Source organism: Pseudomonas sp. SCB32 (genome assembly GCF_009189165.1).
GTDB lineage: Bacteria > Pseudomonadota > Gammaproteobacteria > Pseudomonadales > Pseudomonadaceae > Pseudomonas.
Genome location: NZ_CP045118.1, coordinates 154,296 through 178,990 on the forward strand (window position 1 = coordinate 154,296; position 24,695 = coordinate 178,990).

At 66.5% G+C, this 24,695-nt stretch carries 21 protein-coding genes and 1 pseudogene; 4 read left to right on the forward strand and 18 right to left on the reverse strand.

The features are described 5' to 3' along the window. Positions 1–4 precede the first annotated feature (4 nt). The 4 genes and pseudogenes from GA645_RS29210 to xdhA all read right to left on the reverse strand — a co-directional run. Positions 5–1,018, reverse strand: a pseudogene (locus tag GA645_RS29210) (cache domain-containing protein); the annotation flags it as partial. 108 nt (positions 1,019–1,126) lie between these two features. Beyond that, positions 1,127–1,963 carry a xanthine dehydrogenase accessory protein XdhC gene (gene xdhC, locus GA645_RS00735; RefSeq protein ID WP_152219013.1) on the reverse strand — a complete coding sequence of 279 codons (837 nt, stop codon included), beginning with the start codon at positions 1,961–1,963 and terminating at the stop codon, positions 1,127–1,129. Continuing rightward, on the reverse strand, positions 1,960–4,299 hold the full coding sequence (gene xdhB / locus GA645_RS00740) for a xanthine dehydrogenase molybdopterin binding subunit (protein ID WP_152219015.1): 2,340 nt from the start codon (positions 4,297–4,299) through the stop codon (positions 1,960–1,962). Before xdhB ends, xdhC begins: the two co-directional genes overlap by 4 nt. After that, complete coding sequence (gene xdhA / locus GA645_RS00745; RefSeq protein WP_152219017.1) at positions 4,292–5,716, reverse strand: xanthine dehydrogenase small subunit; 1,425 nt, start codon at positions 5,714–5,716, stop codon at positions 4,292–4,294. The genes xdhB and xdhA overlap by 8 nt, the downstream gene beginning before the upstream one ends. A gap of 384 nt (positions 5,717–6,100) precedes the next feature. On the opposite strand from xdhA, the gene ahpC reads away from it, so the two are divergent. Both ahpC and ahpF read left to right on the forward strand, forming a co-directional pair. Then, a complete protein-coding gene (ahpC, locus tag GA645_RS00750) occupies positions 6,101–6,664 on the forward strand; it encodes an alkyl hydroperoxide reductase subunit C (protein WP_152219019.1) in 564 nt (187 codons plus the stop codon). A gap of 200 nt (positions 6,665–6,864) precedes the next feature. Then, entirely contained in the window at positions 6,865–8,430 is a 1,566-nt protein-coding gene (gene ahpF, locus GA645_RS00755; protein WP_152219021.1) for an alkyl hydroperoxide reductase subunit F, read from the forward strand. Positions 8,431–8,704: 274 nt separating this feature from the next. Here the strand turns inward: ahpF and cls are convergent, their stop codons facing one another. The 14 genes from cls to zur form a co-directional block, all read right to left on the reverse strand. Beyond that, entirely contained in the window at positions 8,705–10,138 is a 1,434-nt protein-coding gene (cls, locus tag GA645_RS00760) for a cardiolipin synthase (protein ID WP_152219023.1), read from the reverse strand. Between the two features lie 42 nt (positions 10,139–10,180). Further along, positions 10,181–11,578: an amidase gene (locus GA645_RS00765; protein WP_152219025.1), complete on the reverse strand. Its 1,398-nt coding sequence runs from the start codon at positions 11,576–11,578 to the stop codon at positions 10,181–10,183. A gap of 101 nt (positions 11,579–11,679) precedes the next feature. Further along, the gene (locus GA645_RS00770) at positions 11,680–12,261 is read right to left on the reverse strand and encodes an alpha/beta hydrolase (RefSeq protein ID WP_152219026.1); all 582 of its coding nucleotides are present in this window, start codon (positions 12,259–12,261) and stop codon (positions 11,680–11,682) included. A 119-nt stretch (positions 12,262–12,380) separates the two neighbouring features. Continuing rightward, positions 12,381–13,034, reverse strand: a complete 654-nt coding sequence (locus GA645_RS00775; protein WP_152219028.1) for a gamma-glutamylcyclotransferase — start codon at positions 13,032–13,034, stop codon at positions 12,381–12,383. Between the two features lie 315 nt (positions 13,035–13,349). Continuing rightward, a complete protein-coding gene (locus tag GA645_RS00780) occupies positions 13,350–13,751 on the reverse strand; it encodes a biopolymer transporter ExbD (protein WP_152219031.1) in 402 nt (133 codons plus the stop codon). A gap of 1 nt (position 13,752) precedes the next feature. After that, positions 13,753–14,469, reverse strand: a complete 717-nt coding sequence (locus GA645_RS00785) for a MotA/TolQ/ExbB proton channel family protein (protein ID WP_152219033.1) — start codon at positions 14,467–14,469, stop codon at positions 13,753–13,755. Between the two features lie 49 nt (positions 14,470–14,518). Beyond that, entirely contained in the window at positions 14,519–15,334 is an 816-nt protein-coding gene (locus GA645_RS00790; protein WP_152219035.1) for an energy transducer TonB, read from the reverse strand. Positions 15,335–15,762: 428 nt separating this feature from the next. After that, a complete protein-coding gene (locus tag GA645_RS00795; RefSeq protein WP_152219037.1) occupies positions 15,763–16,545 on the reverse strand; it encodes a MetQ/NlpA family ABC transporter substrate-binding protein in 783 nt (260 codons plus the stop codon). A gap of 41 nt (positions 16,546–16,586) precedes the next feature. After that, positions 16,587–17,252: a methionine ABC transporter permease gene (locus GA645_RS00800; RefSeq protein WP_152219039.1), complete on the reverse strand. Its 666-nt coding sequence runs from the start codon at positions 17,250–17,252 to the stop codon at positions 16,587–16,589. Further along, positions 17,249–18,259 (reverse strand): methionine ABC transporter ATP-binding protein, encoded by a 1,011-nt coding sequence (locus tag GA645_RS00805; RefSeq protein ID WP_152219041.1) that lies wholly within the window; start codon positions 18,257–18,259, stop codon positions 17,249–17,251. Before GA645_RS00805 ends, GA645_RS00800 begins: the two co-directional genes overlap by 4 nt. A gap of 208 nt (positions 18,260–18,467) precedes the next feature. Beyond that, positions 18,468–18,845, reverse strand: a complete 378-nt coding sequence (locus GA645_RS00810; protein ID WP_152219044.1) for a hypothetical protein — start codon at positions 18,843–18,845, stop codon at positions 18,468–18,470. 38 nt (positions 18,846–18,883) lie between these two features. Continuing rightward, on the reverse strand, positions 18,884–19,672 hold the full coding sequence (znuB, locus tag GA645_RS00815) for a zinc ABC transporter permease subunit ZnuB (protein WP_152219047.1): 789 nt from the start codon (positions 19,670–19,672) through the stop codon (positions 18,884–18,886). Further along, positions 19,665–20,465, reverse strand: coding sequence for a zinc ABC transporter ATP-binding protein ZnuC (gene znuC, locus GA645_RS00820; protein ID WP_152219049.1), 801 nt, complete (start codon positions 20,463–20,465; stop codon positions 19,665–19,667). The genes znuB and znuC overlap by 8 nt, the downstream gene beginning before the upstream one ends. After that, entirely contained in the window at positions 20,465–20,971 is a 507-nt protein-coding gene (gene zur / locus GA645_RS00825) for a zinc uptake transcriptional repressor Zur (RefSeq protein WP_152219051.1), read from the reverse strand. Before zur ends, znuC begins: the two co-directional genes overlap by 1 nt. A gap of 71 nt (positions 20,972–21,042) precedes the next feature. On the opposite strand from zur, the gene GA645_RS00830 reads away from it, so the two are divergent. Beyond that, complete coding sequence (locus tag GA645_RS00830; protein ID WP_152219053.1) at positions 21,043–21,972, forward strand: zinc ABC transporter substrate-binding protein; 930 nt, start codon at positions 21,043–21,045, stop codon at positions 21,970–21,972. A gap of 566 nt (positions 21,973–22,538) precedes the next feature. Continuing rightward, the gene (locus GA645_RS00835) at positions 22,539–24,686 is read left to right on the forward strand and encodes an adenosylcobalamin-dependent ribonucleoside-diphosphate reductase (RefSeq protein ID WP_152219055.1); all 2,148 of its coding nucleotides are present in this window, start codon (positions 22,539–22,541) and stop codon (positions 24,684–24,686) included. The last annotated feature ends 9 nt before the right edge of the window (positions 24,687–24,695 follow it).

Genomic DNA, 24,695 nt, shown 5'->3' on the forward strand with positions numbered 1-24,695 from the left:
CGTCCAGGCGACGGGTCAGGTCGCCGCCGCCACCACCGATTTCCAGCAGGGCGCCGGTGACCTGGCGGATCGGCCGGGCCAGGCTGCGCGCCATCAGCACCACCAGCGCCAGGCAAACCAGTGCCACCAGCGCGCCGGCCAGGCCGGAGAGCGCGAGCGCCTCGCGGGCGTCGGCGTAGATTTCCGCCTCCGGCACCTCGCTCACCAGGGTCCAGCCGAGGTCACGCAGTGGCAGGCTGGCGGCGAGGAAGTCCTTGCCGTCGCGCTGGAAATGGGCGCTCTGGAAATCCGCTTTGCCCAGCAGCGCGGTCGCCGTCTGCGCGCCGACCAGGTCGCCCAGGCTGCGGCCCTTGGGTAACGACGGATCGGGATGGATCTGCACCTGTCCGTCGTTCTTCACCAGGTAAACGCGCCCGGATTGGCCGAAGCGGAAGTCACGGATCAACGCCGACAGCTCGCGCATCTCCAGGCCCAGCCCGGCGATGCCCAGCAGCTTGCCGTCCTGCTCCACGCGCTGGTCGATGAACAGCGCCAGCTCTCCGGTGCTGCCATCGGTATCGATGTTCCACATGCGCGGCTTGCCGCTGTCGATGAACTGGAAGTACCAGCTGTCCTTCGGCTCGCTGCGGCTCAGGGTGCGTTCCTTGCCCTTGTCGCTGTAGTAGGCGCCGCTGGCGTTCGACGCGATCAGCGCGGCGAAGGCCTTTTGCGAGGTGCGGATGCCACCCAGGTAGCGGGTGAAGTCGGCGAGTCGCTCCGGGCTTTCGCCGCCCGCCAGCCAGTCCTGCACCAGGGTATTCTCGGCGATGCCGGAGGCGGCGGTGATCGGTCCGGTGAGGCGTCGCTCGAAGTCGTTGGCGATAGCCTGGATGCTGGCCGGCAAGGCCTGTTCGAGCAGGTAGCGCTCGCTCAGGCGGTTGACCAGCACGGCGTACAGGCCGAGGACGATGAGCAGGCTGATCAGAAGGGCAGCGCCCATGCTGAGGATGAGTTGGGTCTGGATACTTCGCAGGCGCATATTCTTGTTTTCCTCCGAACGCACGGCGAATTGCACGCGGCTAAGGCGGGCAAAGAGACGGGGTTGAGAGGTTATCGGCGGGGTCGCGAAAAACTGTTGTCCAATCAGTCAGCTTTTCGTCGGCTCGCTGCACAGCGCCGTCCAGGCGACGCCTTCGCGGGTCTGTCGCGGCGGCGCGTCCTGCTGATAGCGGGCGATGACCTGGGCGGCAATGGAGATCGCGACCTCCAGCGGCCGCTTGCCGGGCACCTCGGCCAGGCCAATGGGGCAGTGCAGCTGGGCGATCGTCTCCGGTGGATAACCGTGCTGCCCCATGCGCATCTGGAAGCGCTGGGCCTTGGTGCGCGAGCCGATCATGCCGAGGAAACCGGCGTCGCCGCGCTTGAGCACGGCTTCGGCGAGGGCGTAGTCGAGCGGGTGGTTGTGGGTCATGACCAGGAAGTAGCTGCCCGGCGGTGCTTCGCTTACCGCGTCTTCGGGCTCGTCGAGCAAGCGGACCTGCACCCCGTCGGGCACCTGGCTGGGGAATTCCGCCGCGCGGCTGTCGACCCACTGAAGGCGCAGCGGCAGGCCTGCCAGCAGCGGCGCCAGGGCGCGGCCCACGTGGCCGGCGCCGAACAGAATCACCTGTGGCCCACGCGCGGCGAAACACTCGAACAGCAGGCTGGCGCGTCCGCCGCAGCATTGGCCCAGACGCGGACCGAGGGGGAAGTGTTCCAGCGCCTGGGCGTCCTTGCCGACCAGCAGGAGCGTGCGCGCGTGCTCGATGGCGGCGAACTCCAGGTGGCCGCCGCCGATGGTGTCCACCGTGGTCTCGGCGGTCACCAGTATCTTGCTGCCGGACTCGCGCGGGGTGGAGCCCTGGACGCCGATCACGGTGACCAGCACGTAGGGCTCGGCGCTGTCGCGCAGGCGGGCGATGGCGTCCATCCAGGTATGGGTCATGAGCGTTTCTCCTTGCGCAGTGCCTCGCATGCCCAAAGTACCCGCTCCGGCGTCGCCGGCGTATCCAGGTCCGGGCTCACCCGGTAATCCGCCAGGCTGGCGATGGCGTCGCGCAGTGCCGACCACACCGAGATCGCCAGCATGAACGGCGGTTCGCCCACGGCCTTGGACAGGTACACGCTGTCCTCCTCGTTAGGGCGGTCGAACAGGGCTACGCGGAAGTCCTCGGGCATGTCGCTCACCGCCGGAATCTTGTAGGTCGCGGGGCCGACCGTGAGGAGACGGCCCGCCTCGTCCCAGCGCAGGTCCTCGGTGGTCAGCCAACCCATGCCCTGGACGAAACCACCCTCGATCTGGCCGATGTCGATGGCGGGGTTCACGCTGCGGCCGACGTCGTGGAGGATGTCCACACGCCGTACACGGTACTCGCCAGTCAGTGTGTCGACGTCCACTTCCGACACCGCCGCGCCATAGGCGAAGTAGAAGAACGGATGGCCCTGGCCCTTCTCGCGGTCGTAGAAGATCTTCGGCGTGCGGTAGAAGCCGGTGGCGGAGAGCTGGATGCGCGCGAAGTAGGCGGCCTGGATGACCTCGGCGAAGCCCAGGTGCTGCCCGCCGATAGTCACGCCGCCGTGCTCGAAACGCACCTCCTGCGGTTTCACCCCGTCGCGCTCGGCGAGGAATTCCGCCAGGCGTTTCTTCAGCGTGCGCGCCGCGTCGCGGGCGGCCATGCCGTTCAGGTCGGTACCGCTGGAGGCGGCAGTGGGTGAGGTGTTGGGCACCTTGTCGGTGCGGGTGGCGGTGATCGCCACGCACTCCAGCGGCACCTGGAATTCCTCCGCGACGATCTGCGCGACCTTGGTGTTCAGCCCCTGGCCCATCTCGGTGCCGCCGTGGTTCAGCTGGATGCTGCCGTCGGTGTACAGGTGGATCAGCGCGCCGGCCTGGTTGAGGTGCTGGGCGGTGAAGGAGATGCCGAACTTCACCGGGGTCAGCGCCAGGCCCTTCTTCAGCACTGGGCTGCTGGCGTTGACGGCGTGGATTGCCGAGCGCCGCGCGTGGTAGTCGCTGCTCTGCTCCAGGCGCGCGATCAGCTCGCCCAGCAGGTTGTGCTCGACCTTCTGGTGGTAGGGCGTCAGTTCGCGTCCCATGCCGCCGTAGAGGTTCAGCTTGCGTATCTCCAGCGGGTCCTTGCCGACGGCGCGGGCGATGTCGTCCACGGCGCGCTCGATGATCATCATCCCCTGCGGTCCGCCGAAGCCACGGAAGGCGGTGTGCGAGACGATGTTGGTGAAGCTGCGGTAGCCGGAGATGGCGACGTCGGGGATGAAGTAGGCGTTGTCGGCGTGGAACATCGCGCGGTCGACGATGGCGTCGGAGAGGTCCGGCGAATGGCCGCAGTCGCCCACCACTTCCAGCTGCGCGGCCAGCAGCCGGCCCTCGTCGTCGAAGCCGATGCGGTAGCGGTTGTGGAAGGGATGGCGCTTGCCGGTCAGGCGCATGTCGTCGGCGCGTGGCAGGCGCAGCTTCACCGCGCGGCCGGTCTTGCGTGCGAGGAGCGCGGCGAGGCAGGCGAAGGGTGCGGCCTGGGTCTCCTTGCCGCCGAAGCCGCCGCCCATGCGCCGTACTTCCACCGTGACCTTCGCCAGCGGAATCGCCAGTACCTCGGCCACCAGTTTCTGCACCTCGCTCGGGTGCTGGCTGGAGGTGTGCACCAGCATGCCGCCATCGTCCGCCGGCAGCGCCAGGGAGGCCTGGCCTTCAAGGTAGAAATGCTCCTGGCCGCCGACGAACTGGCGGGCCTCCAGTACGTGCGGAGCAGTGTCCAGCGCGGCCTCGGCATCGCCCCGGTGCATGTGGTGCGGCGGACGCACGAAGCGCTCCTCGGCCTTGGCCTGGAGCGGGTCAAGCAGGGCGCGTTCCTCGGCGTATTCGACCTTTGCCAGACGCACCGCGCGGCGTGCCTGGATCAGTGTCTCGGCGGCCACCGCGAACAGCGCCTGGCCGTGGTATTTCACGCGGTCACCGGCCAGCAGCGGGTCGCCGGGGAACACCGGGCCGATGTCGGTGTGGCCGGGCACGTCGTCCAGGGTCAGCACCGCCACCACGCCGGGGGCGGCGCGTACGGCGTCGAGGTCGAGGGAGAGCACGGCGCCGCAGGCGATGCTGGTCATGCCGACGGCGGCGTGCAGCAGTTCGCGCGGTTCCTTGAGGTCGTCCACATAGCGCGCCGCGCCACTGACATGCAGCACCGCGCTGTCGTGTTCGCGGGCCTGTCCCGCACTGTGCACGGCGACCGCCACACCGTTGCTGGCCAGCGGCGGCAGACTACGCATGGCGCACCTCCGCAGGGCTTTGTGTCCATTCCAGTAGTGCGCGCTGCAAGAGGTTCTGCGCCACCTTCAGGCGATAGGCGGCGCTGGCGCGCAGGTCGTCGATGGGCTGGAAATCCTGCGGGACAGCCGCTTGCGCGGCGGCCACGGCGGCGGCGTCGAAAGGCTTGCCGCGCAGCGCCGCTTCGGTCCTTGCACCGCGTAATGGCGTGGCCGCCATGCCACCGCAGGCCAGGCGTGCATCGGTGACGATGCCGGCGTCGTCGAGGTCCAGGCGCAGGGCCATGCAGACGGCGGAAATGTCGTCGTCACGGCGCTTGGAGATCTTGTCGACGCGCAAGCGCTGGTGGGCACGCAGCCGGGGAATCAGCACGGATTCGATGTACTCGCCGGGTTGCAGGAGGGTCTTGCGGTAACCGGTGAAGAAGCCGTCGATGGGGACCTCGCGCACGCTGCCGGCACGGCGCAGTCGCAGTCGCGCATCCAGAGCGAGCAACACCGGCGGCATGTCACCGATGGGGGAGGCGTTGGCGATGTTGCCGCCAAGGGTGCCGCGCTGGCGGATCTGCAGGGAGCCCAGGCGCTCCAGCAGGGCGGCGACGCCGGGAAATTCCGCCAGTGCTTCGAGGCAGTCGGCGTAGGGGCGGGCGGCGCCGATCAGCAGGTGGTCGGGGTGGGCTTCCAGGCGCTGGAGTGCGCTCACGCGGTCGAGGTGGATGAGCGCCGGGAAGGCTTTCAGGTTCTGCGTCGCTTCCAGCGCCAGGTCGGTGCCGCCGGCGATCAGCCGTGCCTGCGGTTGGCGTTGCAGCAGCTCGTCCAGCTCTTCCAGCGAAGTTGGCAGCCAGGCCTGCTGTTCGCCTTCGTGCAGGGTGCCGGTAGCCGGCAGTTCGCGCAGACGCGCAAAGGTCAGCGCGGCGTGTTGGGCGAAGCGGTCGGCACAAGGCTGCGCGGCGATCTGCGCGGCGGCGTCGAGGATCGGCCGGTAGCCGGTGCAGCGACACAGGTTGCCGGACAGCGCGGTCAGCGCCGTATCGCGGTCGTGGGGCGGCGGCGAGTGCCGCCAGGCGAACAGCGACATGACGATCCCCGGTGTGCAGAAGCCGCATTGCGAGCCGTGACAGTCCACCATCGCCTGCTGCGCCGGGTGCAGTGCGCCGCCTTCGGACAGGTGTTCGACGGTCAGCACCTGGCGCCCGTGCACCGCGCCGAGCAGGGTGATGCAGGCGTTCACCGCGCGGTAGCGCAGCGCCTCGCCGTCGGCTTCGACCAGCACCACCGTGCAGGCGCCGCAATCGCCGGAGGCGCAACCCTCCTTGGTGCCGGTGCGGCCCAGATGGCCGCGCAGGTAGTCGAGCAGGCTGGTTTCCGGTGCCGCGCCGTCGGCCCGGATCAGCTCGTCGCCCAGCAGGAACAGGATCATGGGGAGTCCTCGTCGTCAGGCGCCGGCGCCCTCAAGGCAAGCATAGGCTCGTGGTGCTTTTTGACCAGACAGCCAGGAATGTCGACGAATGGAGACGGGCATGAACCCGGTGCGATTCGGGTGGCGCCTGTGCGGCTACCGAGTGCGCGCGGGCCGGGCCGGCCGGCGCGAAGGCTCTGCATCGGGCTTCTGCGCGTAGGACGTGGATGCCACGATTGATAGGAAACTTCTTCCTTCTATATGTCTAGCGATAGAGATACTCAATCCACATGATGCCCTAAATCAATGGGCCTTTCCTGTCATCAGACGATAATCTTCCCCCTGTCGAATTTCTAACGATCGACCACTCGATTAAACGACAACTCTCTTACGAGGAATTGCCTAATGAACCTGATCAACACCACCGTTCAACCGTTCAAGGTCAACGCTTTCCACAATGGCAAGTTCATCGAAGTCACCGAACAGTCCCTGAAGGGCAAGTGGTCGGTTCTGATCTTCATGCCGGCGGCCTTCACCTTCAACTGCCCGACCGAGATCGAAGACGCGGCCAACAACTACGCGGCTTTCCGTGACGCCGGTACCGAGGTCTACATCGTTACCACCGACACCCACTTCTCCCACAAGGTGTGGCACGAAACCTCCCCTGCCGTGGGCAAGGCTCAGTTCCCGCTGATCGGTGACCCGACCCACCAGCTGACCAACGCTTTCGGCGTACACATCCCGGAAGAAGGCCTGGCCCTGCGCGGCACCTTCGTGATCAACCCGGAAGGCGTGATCAAGACCGTCGAAATCCACTCCAACGAGATCGCTCGTGACGTCGGCGAGACCCTGCGCAAGCTGAAAGCTGCCCAGTACACCGCCGCTCACCCGGGCGAAGTCTGCCCGGCCAAGTGGAAAGAAGGCGAGAAGACCCTGGCTCCGTCCCTGGACCTGGTCGGCAAGATCTAAAAACGGGTGGGAAGCGGTTGCGCGGCAGCTCCTGCTGCGCAACATCCGGGCGCTCGCTCACGACGCTTCCCAATCCGTTTCGCAATACCCCGAGGATGCCTACCGGCATCCTCCCTACCTAAGCCAAAAGCCTGCGTAGGGCGGCCCACAAGGGCGCGCCGGGGAACTCTTTTGCCCAAAATTTCAAAGGAAGTCGGATCATGTTGGACGCCACGCTTAAAACTCAGTTGAAGGCCTACCTGGAAAGGGTCACGCAGCCGTTCGAGATCGTTGCGTCCCTGGATGACGGCGAAAAATCCCGCGAACTGAGCGAACTGCTGCACGAAATCGTCGGCCTGACCGACAAGATCACCCTGCGCGAAGATGGCAGCGACGCTCGCGTGCCGTCCTTCGCGCTGAACCGCCCTGGGGCGAACATCGGTCTGGCTTTCGCCGGCATCCCCATGGGCCACGAATTCACTTCCCTGGTGCTGGCGCTGCTGCAGGTCGGCGGCCACCCGTCCAAGCTCGAAGCCGACGTGATCGAGCAGATCAAGGGCATCCAGGGTTCGTTCGAGTTCGAAACCTACTTCTCGCTGTCCTGCCAGAACTGCCCGGACGTGGTCCAGGCGCTGAACCTGATGGCCGTGCTCAACCCGAACATCCGCCACGTCGCCATCGACGGCGCGCTGTTCCAGGACGAAGTCGATCGCCGCCAGGTGATGGCTGTCCCGAGCATCTACCTCAACGGTGAAGTGTTCGGCCAGGGCCGCATGGGCGTGGAAGAAATCCTCGCCAAGATAGACACCGGCGCCGCTGCCCGCGAAGCCGAGAAGCTGTCGGCGAAAGAAGAGTTCGACGTACTGGTCGTCGGCGGTGGCCCGGCTGGCGCTGCGGCTGCTATCTACGCCGCTCGCAAGGGCATCCGCACCGGTGTGGCGGCCGAGCGCTTTGGCGGCCAGGTGCTGGACACCATGGCCATCGAGAACTTCATCTCGGTGACCGAGACCGAAGGCCCGAAACTGGCTCGCCAGCTGGAAGAGCACGTCAGGCACTACGACGTCGACATCATGAACCTGCAGCGCGCCAGCGCGCTGATTCCGGCCAAGACCGCCGGCGGCCTGCACGAAGTGCAGTTCGAGGGTGGCGGCAGCCTCAAGGCCAAGTCCGTGATCCTGGCCACCGGCGCCCGCTGGCGTGAAATGGGCGTGCCGGGCGAGAAAGAGTACAAGGCCAAGGGCGTGTGCTTCTGCCCGCACTGCGACGGCCCGCTGTTCAAGGGCAAGCGCGTGGCGGTGATCGGCGGCGGTAACTCCGGTGTCGAAGCGGCCATCGACCTGGCCGGTATCGTCAGCCACGTGACCCTGCTGGAGTTCGACAGCAAGCTGCGCGCCGACGCCGTCCTGCAACGCAAGCTGTTCAGCCTGCCGAACGTGGACGTGATCACCAGCGCGCTGACCAGCGAAGTGAAAGGCGATGGCCAGAAGGTCACCGGCCTGGTCTACAAGGACCGCAACTCGGAAGAGTTCAAGTCCGTCGACCTGGAAGGCATCTTCGTGCAGATCGGCCTGCTGCCCAACAGCGACTGGCTCAAGGGCACCCTCGAGCTGACCCCGCGAGGCGAGATCATCGTCGATGCGCGTGGCGAGACCTCGCTGCCGGGCATCTTCGCCGCCGGCGACGTGACCACGGTGCCGTACAAGCAGATCGTGATCGCGGTCGGTGAAGGCGCCAAGGCGTCGCTGTCGGCCTTCGACCACCTGATCCGCTCCTCCGCGCCGGCCTGATGGCCCAGCGCTAAAAAGACGCCCGGTTCACGAGAGTGAGCCGGGCGTTTTCTTTTGCGTGGAATTTGAGCCCGGCGCAAGGCTTCTCCGTAGGATGGGTAGAGCAGCGCGAAACCCATCAATCCGGTGCACCGACAGCATGGGTTTCGCTGCGCTCTACCCATCCTACGAAGCTTGAGAAAGCAGCACCCGGCATACCCGAGTGGCCGGGCGTTTTCTTTTGTGGGGAAGAGCGTTCGCGAGCTTGCTCGCGAACATCGCCGCACCAATTGCCTCAGAGAATCGGCGACACCAGCCGCGCCACCCGCATGCCCAGTTGCTGCAACCGGTGCAGGCGCTTGCGGTCGTCCAGGGTCATCTCCACCGACCGTTCGAAGTCCGCCTCCAGCATCTGCTCCACCTCCTGGGCGAAGCCTTCGTCGACGGTCACCACCATGATCTCGAAGTTCAACCGGAACGAGCGGTTGTCCAGGTTGGCGCTGCCCACCGCCGCCGTGTCGTGGTCGATCAGCACCACCTTCTGGTGCAGGAAGCCGGGCTGGTAGCGGAAGATGCGCAGACCGGCGCGCACGGCGTCCAGCGCGTACAGGCTGGAGGCGGCGTACACCGTCCTGTGGTCGGGGCGCGAGGGCAGCAGGATGCGCACGTCCACCCCGCGCAGCACCGCCAGGCGCAATGCGGCGGCCACCGCCTCGTCGGGCACGAAGTACGGCGTGGTGATCCAGATGCGCTCCATCGCGGCGTTGATCGCCTCGACGAAGAACAGCGAACAGGTCTCCTGTGGGTCGGCCGGGCCGCTGGGCACCACCTGGCAGAGCATCCCTGAGTCTTCGTAGGCCTTGGGCAGGATCAGCGTCGGCAGCGTGTGGCTGGCCCAGTACCAGTCCTCGGCGAAGCACTCCTGCAGGCAGGCCACCGCCGGCCCTCGCAGTTCGATATGGGTATCGCGCCAGGGCGACAGCGGCGGCTTCTCGCCAAGGTATTCGACGCCGACGTTGTGCCCGCCAACGAAGCCGCGCACGCCGTCGACCACCACGATCTTGCGGTGATTGCGGAAGTTCACCTGGAAGCGGTTGATCATCCCGCTGCCGGTGCTGAACGCATGCACCTGCACCCCGCCATTGCGCAGCTTCTCGACGTAGCGGCCGGGCAGGGCGTGGCTGCCGATGCCGTCGTAGAGCAGGAACACGTCCACGCCGTTGGCCGCGCGCTCCAGCAGCAGCTGCGCCAGGCGCTGGCCGAGGGCGTCGTCGCGGATGATGAAGAACTGTACGAGCACGGCCTTCTTTGCCGCGGAAATGGCTTCGAACATCGCATCGAACGAGGCCTTGCCGTTCACCAGCAGGCGCACCTGGTTGTTCGCCAGGGTCGGCATGCGCGCCAGCCCGACCATCGCCTTGAGCCCTTTGTAACCATCGTACTGGCGCGCCGCCAGGGCTTCCTCGACCCAGGGTCGCCAATCCAGCTCGGCGGCGGCCACGTGCATCTCCTCGTTGGCCTGGCGCCGCGCACCGATGTACGCATCGAAGCGGCTGCGGCCGAATACCAGGTAGGGCACCAGGGTCAGCAGCGGCATGAACACCAGCGAGGTGGCCCAGGCGATGGCGCCCTGGGCGGTGCGCACGGTGAGTACGGCGTGTACCGCGGCAACGATGCCCAGGAGCTGGATCAGCACCAGCAAGTGGGCGATGTAGGAGGAGTACTGCATGGGCGCGCGATCGAATCCTTGTGGTCGGCGTGTGGCCTGAGCTTAGTCGGTGCCCGGAGGCTGTGGCCAATGCGGCACCGGGCCGCGCCAGCGTTCCCAGGCCTTGCCCAGGCGCAGTACCTCGACGTCGGCGAAGCGCGGGCCGACGATCTGCAAGCCTATGGGCATGCCCTCGGCGGTGAAATCACAGTTGATTGAGAGTGCCGGCTGCTCCGTCATGTTCCATGGCACGGTGAAGCCGATGTGTTCGAAGGGCCGTGCCGGGTCGTTGGTGGGTGATGCGAACTCCGCCGGGAAGGCGGCCACCTGGTTGGTCGGCGAGAGCAGGAAGTCGATGCCGTGGAACTGCTCGGCGGCGCGCCGGCGCATCTCGAAGGTGCGGTTGAAGCCGCGCACCGCCTCGGTCCCGCTGACCGACGCGCCACCCTCGGCCCATTGGTAGATATAGGGCAGCACCTTGGCCTGGCGCTCCGCCGGCAGATTTTCCAGCTCGGCCCAGAGGCGTGCGCGCCAGAACCGGTCCAGTCCCTCCAGCAGTTCGCGGTCGAGGATCGGCCGTACTTCGACGATCTCCGCGCCGGCTTCGGCGAAGCGTCGCGCGGCAGCCTCCACGGCGGCGCGCACCTCGGGTTCGGGCTGCAGGCCGCAACCGGGGTCGAGCTGCAGGCCGATGCGCAGACCGCGTACGTCGGCAGGCTGGATGTGCCAGTCCAGATCGGCCGCTGGCAAGGCCGTGGCGTCGCGCCAGTCGGGGCGCGACAGGTGCTGCATCATCAGCGTCGCATCGTCCAGGGTGCGGGTCATGGGCCCGGCGCAGCGTCCGGTGTAGTAGGGATCGATGGGAATGCGCCCGAGGCTCGGCTTGAAGCCGACCAGGCCGCACCAGCCGGCGGGCAGGCGCACCGAGCCGCCGATGTCGGTGCCGATGTGCAGCGGCCCGTAGCCAGCTGCCGCCGCCGACGCGGCGCCGGCGCTGGAGCCGCCCGGGCTCATGCGCAGGTCCCAGGGGTTGCGCGCCAGCTTGTGGAAGCTCGATAGCCCGGAGGAGAGCATGCCGTAGTCCGGCACCGTGGTCTTGCCCAGCAGGATCGCGCCCGCTTCGAACATGCGCGCGGCGGGTGGCGCATCGCTGGTGGCCGGTTGCAGCAGGGTGGCGGCGCTGCCCAGGGGAATCGGGTCGCCGCTGGTGGCGATCAGTTCCTTGATGGTCACCGGCACGCCGTCCAGTTCGCCGCAGGGGGCGCAGCGTATCCAGCGCGCCTCGGAGCGCCGCGCCTGCTCCAGCGCGCGCTGCGGGTCGAAGGCGTAGAGCGCGCAGAGCTGCGGTTCCCAGCGTTCGATATGGGCGATCAGGTGCTTGAGGTACTCGACCGGCGAGAGCTGGTGCGAGCGGTACAGGGCAAGCAGTTCGACGGCGGACAGGTCGTGCAACGGTGGCATGGCGGTCTCCGGCGGGGGCATTGCCTCACCCTAGCCGAATCCGCGCCAAGAGGGGATAGGTGCGGTGGTCACACTTTGCTTGCCCTGTCCTGCGTCAGGGCTCAGGCACGTTGGCGCGACTGCTGGTCGATCAGGTACTGCAGGCGGTACAGGTGACGGTAGCCGGATTCCCAGGCGCCATGCCCGGATTTCACGTTGATGTGCCCGGCGGAGGGCAGGATCACGGTCTCGGCGCCCCAGGCGCGGCCCAGGATCATCGCGCGCTGCGGGCTGCATGCGGCGTCGTTGTCCGAACCGACCAGCACAGTCGGGAAGGGCAGCGTTTGGCGGGCGATCGGTGCGAAGTTGACCAGGGCTTCGTGGCAGGTTTCCCGCTCGACATCCGCCGGCGCCACCAGCAGGGCGCCGGAGACCTGCGCCAACACGCGGCGGTCGGCGCGGGCGGCCCAGGCGGCGACGGTCACGCAGCCCAGGCTGTGGGCGACCAGCACCACGCGTCCTGGTTCGCGGCGAATCTCGTGGTCGAGTTTGGCGACCCAGTCGGCGCGCTGCGGATTGATCCAGTCACGCTGCTGCACCCGTGCGGCATTGGGCAGGGCGCGTTGCCAGTGGCTCTGCCAATGGGCGTCCTCGGACCCGTGCCAGCCCGGCACGATCAGATAGCGGATGCGTTCGTTGCGCATGGAGCGGCCCTCTCGAATCGTCATGAGACGGCATTCTAGGGAGGGTTTGAATATTCGTTAAGGAATAAGAAATTCTTTGCTTATGCAGTATTTCTATCTAACGAACGGCAATAAGGCATTCAGTCCTGTACCCGATGCAGTGGGCAGCAGCGCGCCAGGATGCCTTCCAGGTTGAGGTCGGGCATGGCGTAGTCGCGCAGTACCTTGGCGGTCTGTTCGACGTAATCGCGGGTGGTGCCGAAGTGGCCCTGGGCGCTGTCCAGCACGTGTTGCACGATGTTGTCCGGCAGGGCGCCCGCATAGCTGGGCAGGTGGCGTTCGAGGACGAACCCCAGTGCGCGCACGCGGGTGCCGTCGTCCAGGCGGCAGCTCAGCCATTCTGGGCGGTAGGAGGCGTACGGCATCTCCCGCTCCCAGAGCGCGTAGAGGTTAGCGTCGAGGTTGTCCTCCGGGAGGCGGAAGGCGAAGCCGGAGCAGGAGCCGCCACGATCGAGGCCCAGTACCAGGCCCGGTGCTTCCGGCGTGCCGCGATGGGTGAGGGACCACAGGTAGAGGCCGCGATGGTAGCCGTGGACCCGCGCGCGACGGGCCTCTGCGACCGGGAACTCCGGCCGCCAGATCAGCGAGCCGTAGGCGAACAGCCAGACGGGGCCGGCGCCGTGCTCGCCCATGGTGATGTCGAGCGAGGCGCGCAGTTGCTGTGGTGTGAAGCGTTCCGGCACCCCCAGTGTCGGAGGATAGAACGGGCCATCCAGGGCGGGAGACGATGTCATGCGATACCCCTCAGGTCTCCAGACTGTCATCAACTTAGTTTATGCGCGCGAGGTGCGGAAGGCCCTGATGGGTAAAGGGATATCGCCGGGGCAGGGTTGACGACGAACGGCGGGGGAGGAGATTCCGGAGTCAACCTGTAGGAGCGCCCCATGGGCGCGAATCGCGGGCATGGCCCGCTCCTAAAGGTGAGCTCCGGAGAGGAATAAAAAAGGCCGCTCACCCCTGCCTGAGTAATGGGTGAGCGACCTTGAAGCTTGCCTTGTTGTGGAAGTCCCGTTGTACACCCGCTCTATTTCAAGGGTTTTACAGCCACCTCAGCGTGCGGTGATCACCGCCAGCCTGGTAATTCCCGCTTTCTCGATGGAGGCCATGGCCTTGGCCACCTGCCCATAGTTCACGCCCTCGTCGGCCTGCAGTTGCACGCGCAGCTCGGCGTCCTTCGCCTTGGCCGCCGCCAGGTTGGTCTGCAGCTGTTCCGGCTGGACCTCGTCCTTGTTGATGAACCACTTGCCGGCGCCGTCGATGCTGACCACCAACGGGTCCTTCTGCTCCGGCGGGGCGACTGCTTCGGTCTTGGGCAGGTTGATCGGAATGGCGTTGGTCAGCAGCGGCGCTGTGACGATGAACACCACCAGCAGCACCAGCATCACGTCCACCAGCGGGGTGACGTTGATCTCGGAGAGAACCTCGTCGCTGTCCTGGGTCGAGAAGGCCATGTCAGCTCGCCTCCTTCACGTTGGCGCCAGCGGCTGGTTTGCGCGCGGCGGTGGGCAGGGCGATGACGCGGAAGGCGCTCTTCTGCGCGAGGCTGTAGAAGTCGTGGGCGAAATCGTCGAGGTCAGCCGCGGTGAGCTTCAGGCGGCGGAGGAAGTAGTTGTAGACCAGCACCGCCGGCACGGCGACGGCGATGCCCACGCCGGTGGCGATCAGGGCGCTGCCGATGGGACCGGCGACGGTCTCCAGGCTCGCCGAGCCGGCCGCGCTGATGCCCTTGAGCGCTTCCATGATGCCCCACACAGTGCCGAACAGGCCGATGAAGGGCGAGGTGGAGCCGATCGAGGCGAGCACCGCCAGGCCCGATTCCAGGGAGCGCCGCTCGCGCTGGATCTGCTGGCGCAGGGCGCGCTCGAGACGGTCCTGGTGGTTGATCGACTGGGCAAGGTCCGGCTGGCCGTTGTCCTGCACCTGGATGGCGGCGAAGCCGGCCTGGGCGACGCGGGCGCCGGCGCCGGGCTTGCCGGCGGCCTGGTCACCGGCCGATTCGAGGCTGGTGGCGCTCCAGAACTGCTTCTGGAAGCGCTTGTCCTGGGATTTCTGGCGGGTGAACTGGACGCCCTTCACCAGGGCCAGGGCCCAGGTGGCGACGGAGAAGCCGACCAGCAGCCAGATGGCTGCGCCTTCGACGGATTCCAGGGGACTTACGGGCAGACTCATGGTTTTTCTCCTTCCGCGATTCTCGTGCGGCTGATCTGGGCAAGTTGAATCAATGCAATTTGAAATCGATGGGCACGCTGACCCAGCCGTCCTGGGCCACGTCGCCGCGCTTGGCCGGCACGAAGCTCCAGCGCTTCACCGTGCGGATCGCGGCTTCGTCCAGGGCGTCGCGGCCGCTGGTCTTCTGCACCTGGATCTCGCTCGGGCTGCCGCTGGCGAGAACGTGCACCCGTAGCAGCACGGTGCCTTCCCAGCCGCGGCGCTGGGCCAGTGGCGGGTATTCCGGTGCCGGGTTCTTCAGGTAGCCGGCGTTGGCCGAGGGCGCTGTCAGCGGTGCCGGAGCCGGGGCTACCGGGGCGGGCGGAACCGGTTGCGGCGGCGGGGTTTCGGCCTTGGGCGGCGTCGGTTGCTCAACCGGCTTGGACACGGGCTTGGGCTTGGCCACCGGTTTCGGCTTGGGTTTGGGGATCGGCTTGGGCGGCGGCGGTTGCACCGCGTTCTCGTCCACCACCGGAGGCGGCGGCTCCTGCACGATTGGCTCGGGGATCGGCTCGGGCGGCGGCGGCTCCACGACTGGCGGAGTCGGCGCGGTGAATTCGATGGTCATCGGCGGTACCTGTGGCGGCACCTCCGGCAGCTTCGGCGTGGGCTGCTGGCTCAGCCAGTAGATCACCGCGCCATGCAGCGTCAGGGCGAACAGGCCGAGCAGCACGGCTTCACGGCGGCTCAGCGCGCGGGCTTTCGCCGGCACATGGCGGCCCAGCTCCAGCGCGTGGCGCAGCGGACGGCCGAGATCGACCAGGTCGCCGCCGGGCACGTGGCGCAGGAAGGCATCCGGCGCGAGGGCATGCTGGGGTTGAGCCATGAACGATCTCCTTGCAGGTCTGCGCGGCTCTAAGTCGCGCTTGGAACGGACCTGCATGATTGGCGGAGCGTCTTAGCTCTTGAAGTGATTGTTTCTGTTATTTAAATAACTTTATGGACTATGTGATTTGACAGGATCGCTGCAGGCCACGGCGTACGCGGCTTTGCGCAACGCCGGGAAAGTCCGATGCCTTTGCGGCATGGAAAATATGCGGGGAAGGTTGCTGAGAAATTACCCAAAGTGCCGGAATAGAGCTTTCTGTAGGAGCGAGCTTGCTCGCGAACCCGCCCAGCTCCGGCGCGACCGTCGAAACTCTGTTCGCGAGCAAGGACTAGGCGTCCCCCTCGGTCCTACGAAGAGCGAAGAGCCGGAAACAAAAAAGCCCGGTCATTCGACCGGGCTTTTCCAGAGCGTCAGCTTCGCGGTGATCAGAACGCCGGAACCACGGCACCCTTGTACTTCTCGAGGATGAACTGCTTCACCTCGGGGCTGTGCAGGGCGGCGGCCAGCTTCTGCATGGCGGCGCTGTCCTTGTTGTCCGGGCGGGCAACCAGGATGTTCACGTAGGGCGAGTCGGAACCTTCGATGGCCAGGGCGTCCTTGGTCGGGTTCAGCTTGGCTTCCAGGGCGTAGTTGGTGTTGATCAGGGCCAGGTCGACCTGGGTCAGCACGCGCGGCAGGGTGGCCGCTTCCAGCTCACGCACCTTGATGTTCTTCGGGTTCAGGGCGATGTCCTTCGGGGTGGCGGTGATGGACTTGTTGTCCTTCAGCTTGATCACGCCAGCCTTGTCCAGCAGCAGCAGGGCGCGGCCGCCGTTGGTGGCGTCGTTGGGGATCACCACGGTGGCGCCCGAAGGCAGCTCTTCGAGCTTCTTGAACTTGGTGGAGTAGGCGCCCAGCGGCTCGATGTGCACGCCGGTCACGGCTACCAGGTGGGTGCCCTTGGTCTTGTTGAACTCATCCAGGTACGGCTGGTGCTGGAAGAAGTTGGCGTCCAGGCGCTTCTCGGCCACCTGGGTGTTGGGCTGCACGTAGTCGGTGAATTCCTTCACCTTCAGTTCGACCCCTTCCTTGGCCAGGATGGGTTTGACGAAGTTGAGGATCTCGGCGTGCGGCACCGGGGTCGCGGCGACGGTCAGGCTGTCGGCAGCCTGGGCCAGTGGGGCGGAGAGTGCTGCGGCGGCGGCGCAAGCGGCGAGCAGTTTTTTCATTGTTGGCTCCTGGAAAGGCCCGCGTCCGGCGGGCCGTGCGGTTACTTGCGGGAATAGTGGACCACCAGCTTGTCGCCGACGGTCTGGAGAATCTGTACGAGCACCAGCAGCATCACCACGGTGACCACCATGACGTCGGTCTGGAAGCGCTGGTAGCCGAAGCGGATGGCCAGGTCGCCCAGGCCGCCGGCACCGACCACGCCGGCCATCGCGGTGTAGGACACCAGGGTGATGGCGGTGACGGTAATGGCCGCGATGATGCCCGGACGGGCTTCGGGCAGCAGGGCGTTCCAGATGATCTGGCGGGTGCTGGCGCCCATCGCCTGGGTGGCTTCGATGATGCCCTTGTCCACCTCGCGCAGCGCGGTTTCCACCAGGCGCGCGAAGAACGGCGTGGCACCCACCACCAGCGGCGGAATGGCCCCGGCGACACCCAGCGAGGTGCCGGTGATCAGCACCGTGAAGGGGATCATCACGATCAGCAGGATGATGAACGGCAGCGAGCGCAGCACGTTCACCACGAAGGACAGCAGGGCGTAGACCGCGCGGTTCTCGAACATCTGCTTGGGGCCGGTGAGGAACAGCAGCACGCCCAGCGGCAAGCCCAGCACGATGGTGAACAGCAGCGAACCGCCAAGCATCCAGAAGGTGTCGATGCTGGCCTGGAGGATCTCGGACCAGTCGATATTGGAAAAGAACTCGTTCATGCGCGCAGCACCTCGACGTGGACTTCGGCGGCGTTCAGCTGCGCCATGGCGGCCTCGATGTCACCGCCCACCAGGGACAGGGTGAGCTGGCCGTAGGGCTGGTCCTTGATGCGGTCGATACGCCCCGCGAGGATGCTGTAGTCGACGCCGGTCTGGCGCGCCACGGTGCCCAGCAGCGGCGCGTAGGTCGCTTCGCCACGGAAGGTCAGCCGCAGGATGCGGCCCGGTACGTGGGCGAAGTCGTCGTGCTGTTCATCCTCGTCCACGCGCTCGGCCTCGAAGACGAAGCGGCGGGTGGTTTCGTGCTGCGGATGGAGGAACACGTCGGCGACGTCGCCCTGCTCGACGATGCGCCCGGCGTCCATCACTGCCACCTGGTCGCAGACGCGGCGGATCACGTCCATCTCGTGGGTGATCAGGACGATGGTCAGCTTCAGCTCGCGGTTGATTTCCGCCAGCAGCTGCAGGACCTGCCCGGTGGTCTGCGGGTCGAGGGCGCTGGTGGCCTCGTCGCAGAGCAGGATCTTCGGCCGGCAGGCGAGCGCACGGGCGATGCCGACGCGCTGCTTCTGGCCGCCGGAGAGCTGCGCCGGGTACTTGCGGGCGTGGTCCTTGAGGCCCACGCGATCGAGCAGTTCGTCCACCCGCGCGGTGACTTCGGCGGCGCTGTAGGTGCCGGCGAGCTTCATCGGCATGGCGATGTTGTCGGCCACGGTCTTGGAGGCCAGCAGGTTGAAGTGCTGGAAGATCATCCCGACGCGCTGGCGGAAGCGGCGCAGGCCGTCGGCGTCCAGGGCGGTGATGTCTTCGCCGTCGATGACGATGCGTCCGCCGCTGGGCTCTTCCAGGCGGTTGATCAGACGCAGCAGGGTGCTTTTACCGGCGCCGGAATGGCCGATCAGGCCGAAGACCTGGCCGCCTTCGATGGTCAGGCGGGTCGGCTGCAGGGCCGGGATATCGCGTCCGGCGACGCGATAGGTCTTGTGGACGTCGTGGAATTCGATCACGTAGCGAACCTTGTGGGTACGAGGAGACGCTGCCCGATGCCGGAGCTGTTTTATGAACGAGTGCTGGCAACGAGCGTAGGCGGTCAGCCAAAACCGCGCATTTTAACCTGCTTTTTTATGGCTGATTAATCTTTGTTCAGATAAGGGCAGAACAAAAGGTAATAAGGGGCGCCGCGAACGGGCGCCGCGAACGGGCGCCCGTGGGGGCTTACGGGGTGCAGGTCGGCTGGCTAGCCGGTGTGGCGGGCTTGCGCAGGCCACTGACATCGGCGGCGACGCCGGGGGCGCGCGGCATCAGCGAACGGGCGCGGCTCAGGTTCGCGCTGGCGCCGTTGACGTCGCCGTTCTGCAGCGCCTTGCGGCTGCGCTCGAGGTAGGCGTCGGCCAGGCGCTTGCGGCGCTCGGCGAGCTGGGCGGCGTCTTCGTGCTCGGAGCCCAGCGCGAGCTGCGCGGATTCCAGACGACCGGCGGCCAGTTCGGTTTCGAAGCCACTGCTGCTGGCCGGGGTACTCGCGGTGCTCTGGCAGGCCGTCAGGGCCAGTGCCAGTGCCATCAGCGAGAACAGGCGGATGACGAACGACTTCATGCGTCAGGGTCTCTTTTGATCAAAAAATCGCCAAAATTCTACACCGTCCGGCGCGGCAGGACAAAACTCAGCAGGAACAGGGCTGCCGCGCTGACCACGATGGAGGGACCGGCGGGGGTGTCCTTGAACCAGGACAGCGACAGCCCGGCGCACACCGCTATCAAACCGATCAGACTCGCGCCGAAGGCCATTTGTTCAGGACTGCGGGCATGCCGCTGGGCGGCGGCGGCGGGGATGATCAGCAGCGAGGTGATCAGCAGTACGCCGACGATCTTCATGGCCACGGCGATGACGATGGCGATCAGCAGCATCAGCGCCAGGCGGATGGCGGTCACCGGCAGGCCTTCGACCCGCGCCAGTTCCTCGTGCACGGTGATTGCCAGCAGCGGCCGCCATAGCCAGCAGATCAGGCCCAGTACCAGGGCGCTGCCGGCGACTATCCACAGCAGGTCAGTCTGGCTGACGGCGAGCAGGTCGCCGAACAGGTAGGCCATCAGGTCGACGCGCACTTCCTTCATGAAGCTCAGGGTCACCAGGCCCAGCGACAGTGTGCTGTGGGCGAGGATGCCCAGCAGGGTGTCGGCGGCCAGCGGCTGGCGCTGCTGCAGGGTTACCAGCAGCACGGCGAGCAGGATGCAGCCGACGGTCACCGCAAGCGTCGGGCTGACGTCCAGCAGGAAGCCGAGGGCCACCCCCAGCAGGGCGGCGTGGGACAGGGTGTCGCCGAAGTAGGCCATGCGTCGCCAGACGACGAACGAACCTAGGGGCCCGGCGACCAGCGCCAGGGCCAGCCCGGCGAGGAGGGCGTTGAGCAGGAAATCAGCCATGGTTGCAGTCGGGGCCGTGCTGGTGGACCGGAGTGAAGCGTGTGCCGGCGGGGAAGGCGGGTTTCACCACCTCGCCGTGCAGGTCGTGGGAATGGTCGTGGTGGTGGTGATAGACCGCTAGGCTGCGGGCGTCCTGGCCGAACAGCTCGACGAAGGCCGGGTCGCCGCTGACCTGTTCCGGGTGGCCGGAGCAGCAGACGTGGCGGTTCAGGCAGACCACCTTGTCGGTGGCGCTCATCACCAGGTGCAGGTCGTGGGAGACCATCAGCACGCCGCAACCGAGGCGGTCGCGCAGGCGGCCGATCAGGCGGTACAGCTCGGCCTGCCCGGCGACGTCGACGCCCTGCACGGGCTCGTCGAGCACCAGCAGTTCAGGCTTGCGCAGCAGGGCGCGGGCCAGCAGTACGCGCTGCAATTCGCCGCCGGAGACGCCTTGCAGGGGCTTGTCGATGACGTGGGCGGCGCCGACTTCCTTCAGTGCTTCCAGAGCCTGGGAGCGCTGCACACCGGGCACCAGGCGCAGGAAGCGCAGCACGGTGAGCGGCAGGGTGGGGTCGACGTGGAGCTTCTGCGGCATGTAGCCGATGGACAGCTTCGGCCGCCGCCAGACGCTGCCGCTGTCGGGCTTGAGCAGGCCGAGCACGCTGCGCACCAGGGTCGTCTTGCCGGCGCCGTTGGGGCCGATCAGGGTGACGATTTCGCCGGGGGCGATGGTCAGGTCGACGTTCAGCAGTACCGCCTGGCCGGCATAGCTGACACCGACGCCTTGCAGGCGGATCAGGGTGTCGCTCATCAGGCCTCCCGTTTGCCGGGGGCGCAGGCGCCGCAGAGGCCGACCACCTCGACTGTCTGGGTTTCCACCGAGAAGCCGACGCTCCTGGCGCCCGTGACGATGGCCTCGCTGATGGCCGGCTGCTCCAGCTCGATGGCGGTGTGGCAGGTACGGCAGATCAGGAACTGACCCTCATGGGCGTGCTCCGGATGGGCACAGCCGATAAAGGCGTTGAGCGAGGCGATGCGGTGTACCAGGCCGTTTTCCAGGAGGAAGTCCAGGGCGCGGTAGACGGTCGGCGGCGCCGCCTTGCGGCCGTCTTCCTCGCTCAGTACGGCGAGGATGTCGTAGGCGCCAAGCGGCCTGTGGCTCTGCCACACCAGCTCCAGCACGCGCCGGCGCAGTTCGGTCAGGCGCACGCCCTGACGCGCGCACAGCGCATCGGCGTCGGCTAGGGCGCTGGCCACGCAATTGGCGTGGTCATGCGGACGGCAGGCCAGCGGAGTTTTGGGGGCGATCTTGTACATGCGGCAGCGACGCTCGTGTATAGAGACGTTATTATATTACTCTTTCATCTCTCCACTGTGTGAGTGCCGCCGTGTCCTTCCGTCCCGCCGCTCTGCTGATCACTTGCTGCGCCCTGCTGCTCAGCCTCCCCGCCCGCGCCGAGGTCAGCGTGCTGACCAGCATCAAGCCGCTGCAGCTGATTGCCGCCGCCATCCAGGACGGCGAAGGCACCCCGGATGTGCTGCTGCCGCCGGGCGCCTCGCCGCACAGTTACTCGCTGCGTCCGTCGGATATCCGCCGGGTGCGTGATGCGCAGCTGTTCTACTGGGTCGGTCCGGACCTGGAGAACTTCCTGCCCAAGGTGCTGGAAAGCCGCAAAGGCCCGAGCGTGGCCGTGCAGGATCAGGCCGGCATGCACCTGCGCAAATTCGCCGACTTCAGCGAGTCCAACCATCCGGACCAGGGCGATGACACTGACCATGACCACGACCACCGCCCAGGGATGATCGATGCTCACCTCTGGCTGCTGCCGGCCAACGCCCAGGTGATCGCCGCGCGCATGGCCGAGGACCTGGCCATCGCCGATCCGACCAATGCCAGCCGCTACCAGGCCAACCTGAAGGCCTTCGACGAGCGCATGGAGCAGCTGGACGCGCGCCTGAAGCAGCGCATCGATCCGCTCAAGGGCAAACCGTACTTCGTCTTCCACGAGGCTTTCGACTATTTCGAGGAAGCCTACGGCCTGCGCCACACCGGGGTGTTCGCCGTGTCCGCCGACGTGCAGCCGGGCGCCCGTCACGTGGCGTCCATGCGTGCGCAGCTGCAGAAGGCCGGGCCTTCCTGCATCTTCAGCGAACCGCCGATTCGCCCGCGTCTGGCCGATACCCTCAGCCAGGGGCTGCCGGTGCGCCTGGCCGAGCTGGACGACCTGGGCGTGGGCGTGAAGGTGGATGCCCAGGGCTATGAGAACCTGCTGGGCAATCTGGCGGGTGAGTTCGCGGGGTGCCTGGAGAAGCTCTGATAGGGCCCATCCGCCCGGAGTCCCGCTGTAAGAGCAACTGTCTTTTGGGCTCCCGCGTTCGCGGGAGTGACGATGTTGTGCACCGCGCTCCGCAATCGTCTTCCCCGCGAATGCGGGGACCCAGAAAGCAAGGTAGAAGCGGGCCTATGAGGTGTCCAAGTATATGCGCCGATGCTTGGACGTAGGGCGTATAACGTTCGACGTTATACGCCGTTAAACCCTGCTATCAGGGCGCTCCGGCCCTGACCTCAACGCTGGCGACGTGCCAAGGTGCATCGGCGTACAACCGCGAACGGTTGTACGCCCTACGATGCGAAGACTCACGTTTCCCCGCGCCCGATCGTCGCATCACCTTCCTCCAGACGCGCCCGCTTCCCCCTCCCGATCCTGCCGATCGTCTGGAATTCCGGACCCGGCACGGCCGCCGCCGTCCAACCGTCTATTGTGTGTCTTTGTGGGTAGGTGGCACTACATATTGATGCTGGTCAGCTTTCGGCAGCTACATATTGGGTTTACTCGCGCTCCATTGCGCCTGCCAACCCAACCAACAGGAGGTTATTTCCCGGATGGCCAAGACCGATGCGCGCCCCCGTGGCGCCGACCAAGGAGTCCTTGCCCTGCAACCCGCCTCGCAGGATATCTGGGACAGCAAATACCGCTTGAAGCAAAAGAGCGGCAAGCCCATCGACGGCAGCGTCGACGAGACCTGGCAGCGCGTCGCCCGCGCCCTGGCGGACGTCGAGGCGGACAAGGCGTTGCGCGAGCACTGGTACGAACGCTTCCTCTGGGCCCTGCGCAATGGCGCAATCCCGGCCGGGCGGATCATCTCCAATGCCGGCGCCCAGGGGCACAAGCCGGCGACCTCGACCATCAATTGCACCGTCTCCGGGATCATCCGCGACTCCATGGACGACATCCTGCAGAAGGTCCACGAGGCCGGGCTGACGCTGAAGGCCGGCTGCGGCATCGGCTACGAATTCAGCACCCTGCGCCCGCGCGGCGCCTACGTTTCCGGTGCCGGCGCGCACACCAGCGGGCCGCTCTCGTTCATGGATATCTACGACAAGATGTGCTTCACCGTCAGCTCCGCCGGTGGGCGGCGCGGTGCGCAGATGGGCACCTTCGACGTCAGCCATCCGGACGTGCGCGAGTTCATCCGCGCCAAGCGCGAGGACGGCCGCCTGCGCCAGTTCAACCTCAGCCTGCTGATCACCGACGACTTCATGGCCGCAGTGGAGGTTGACGAGGACTGGCCGCTGATCTTCCCGGTCCACCAGAAGGAGCGCGACGAAGTCGATCTGGACGACGCCGAGCACGTGGTCTGGCGTGACTGGCCAGTGCACGACGAATACCTGGTGCGCGAAGACGGCCGCGTGGCCTGTCGGGTCTACGGTCGGGTCAAGGCGCGGCACCTGTGGGACATGATCATGGTCTCCACCTACGATTACGCCGAGCCGGGCTTCATCCTCATCGACCGGGTCAACGAGCTGAACAACAACTGGTGGTGCGAAGCCATCCGCGCGACCAATCCCTGTGGCGAGCAACCGCTTCCGCCCTATGGCTCCTGCCTGCTGGGCTCGGTGAACCTGACCTGCTTCGTGAACGACGCCTTCGGCGCGCACGCGCGCTTCGACTGGGAGCGCTTCCGCGAAGTGGTGCGCGTCTTCACCCGCATGCTCGACAACGTGGTGGAGATCAACGGCCTGCCGCTGGAGCAGCAGCGCGCGGAAATCCTCGGCAAGCGCCGCCACGGCATGGGTTTCCTCGGCTTGGGCTCGGCACTGACCCTGCTCAAGCTGCGCTATGGCAGCCCGGAGGCCTGCGTGTTCACCGAGGAAGTAGCACGGGAAATGGCCCTGGTGGGCTGGGAAGTGGCCCTGGAGCTGTCCCGCGAGAAAGGCCCGGCGCCGGTCTTGGCGCAGGACTACGACGTGACCGCCGAGATGCTGCGCAAACGCCCAGAGATGGTCGACGATGGCTACAAGGTCGGCGACAAGGTGGCCGGCCGGGTACTTCACGCCAAGTACTCGCGCTACATGCAGCGGGTCGCCGAATACGCGCCGCAGCTGGTGGAAGAGCTGGCCGAGCAGGGTGCGCGCTTCACCCACCACAGCTCCATCGCACCCACCGGGACCATCAGCCTGAGCCTGGCCAACAACGCCTCCAACGGCATCGAGCCAAGCTTTGCCCACCACTACTCGCGCAACCTGATCCGCGCCGGTCGCAAGACCAAGGAGAAGATCTCGGTCTACAGCTACGAACTGCTGGCCTACCGCGCCCTGGTGGACAACCACGCCGTGCCGGACGCGGAGGAGGAGAAGCACCGCCTGCCGGAGTATTTCATCACCGCCGACGACATCACCCCGCAGCAGCACGTGGACATCCAGGCGGCGGCGCAGAAGTGGATCGACTCGTCGATCTCCAAGACCGCCAACGTCCCCACCGACTACCCGTTCGAGGACTTCAAGGACATCTACCTCTACGCCTGGCGCCAGGGCCTGAAGGGGTGCACCACCTTCCGCTTCAACCCGGCGGCCTTCCAGGGTGTGCTGGTGAAGGAGTCGGACCTGGAGAAGACGGTGTACCGCTTCGAGCTGGAAGACGGCAGCGTGGTGGAGCTCAAGGGCAACGAGGAAGTGGAGTACGACGGCGAGATGCATACCGCCGCCAACCTCTTCGACGCCCTGAAAGAAGGCTATTACGGCAAGTACTGATACCCCTGG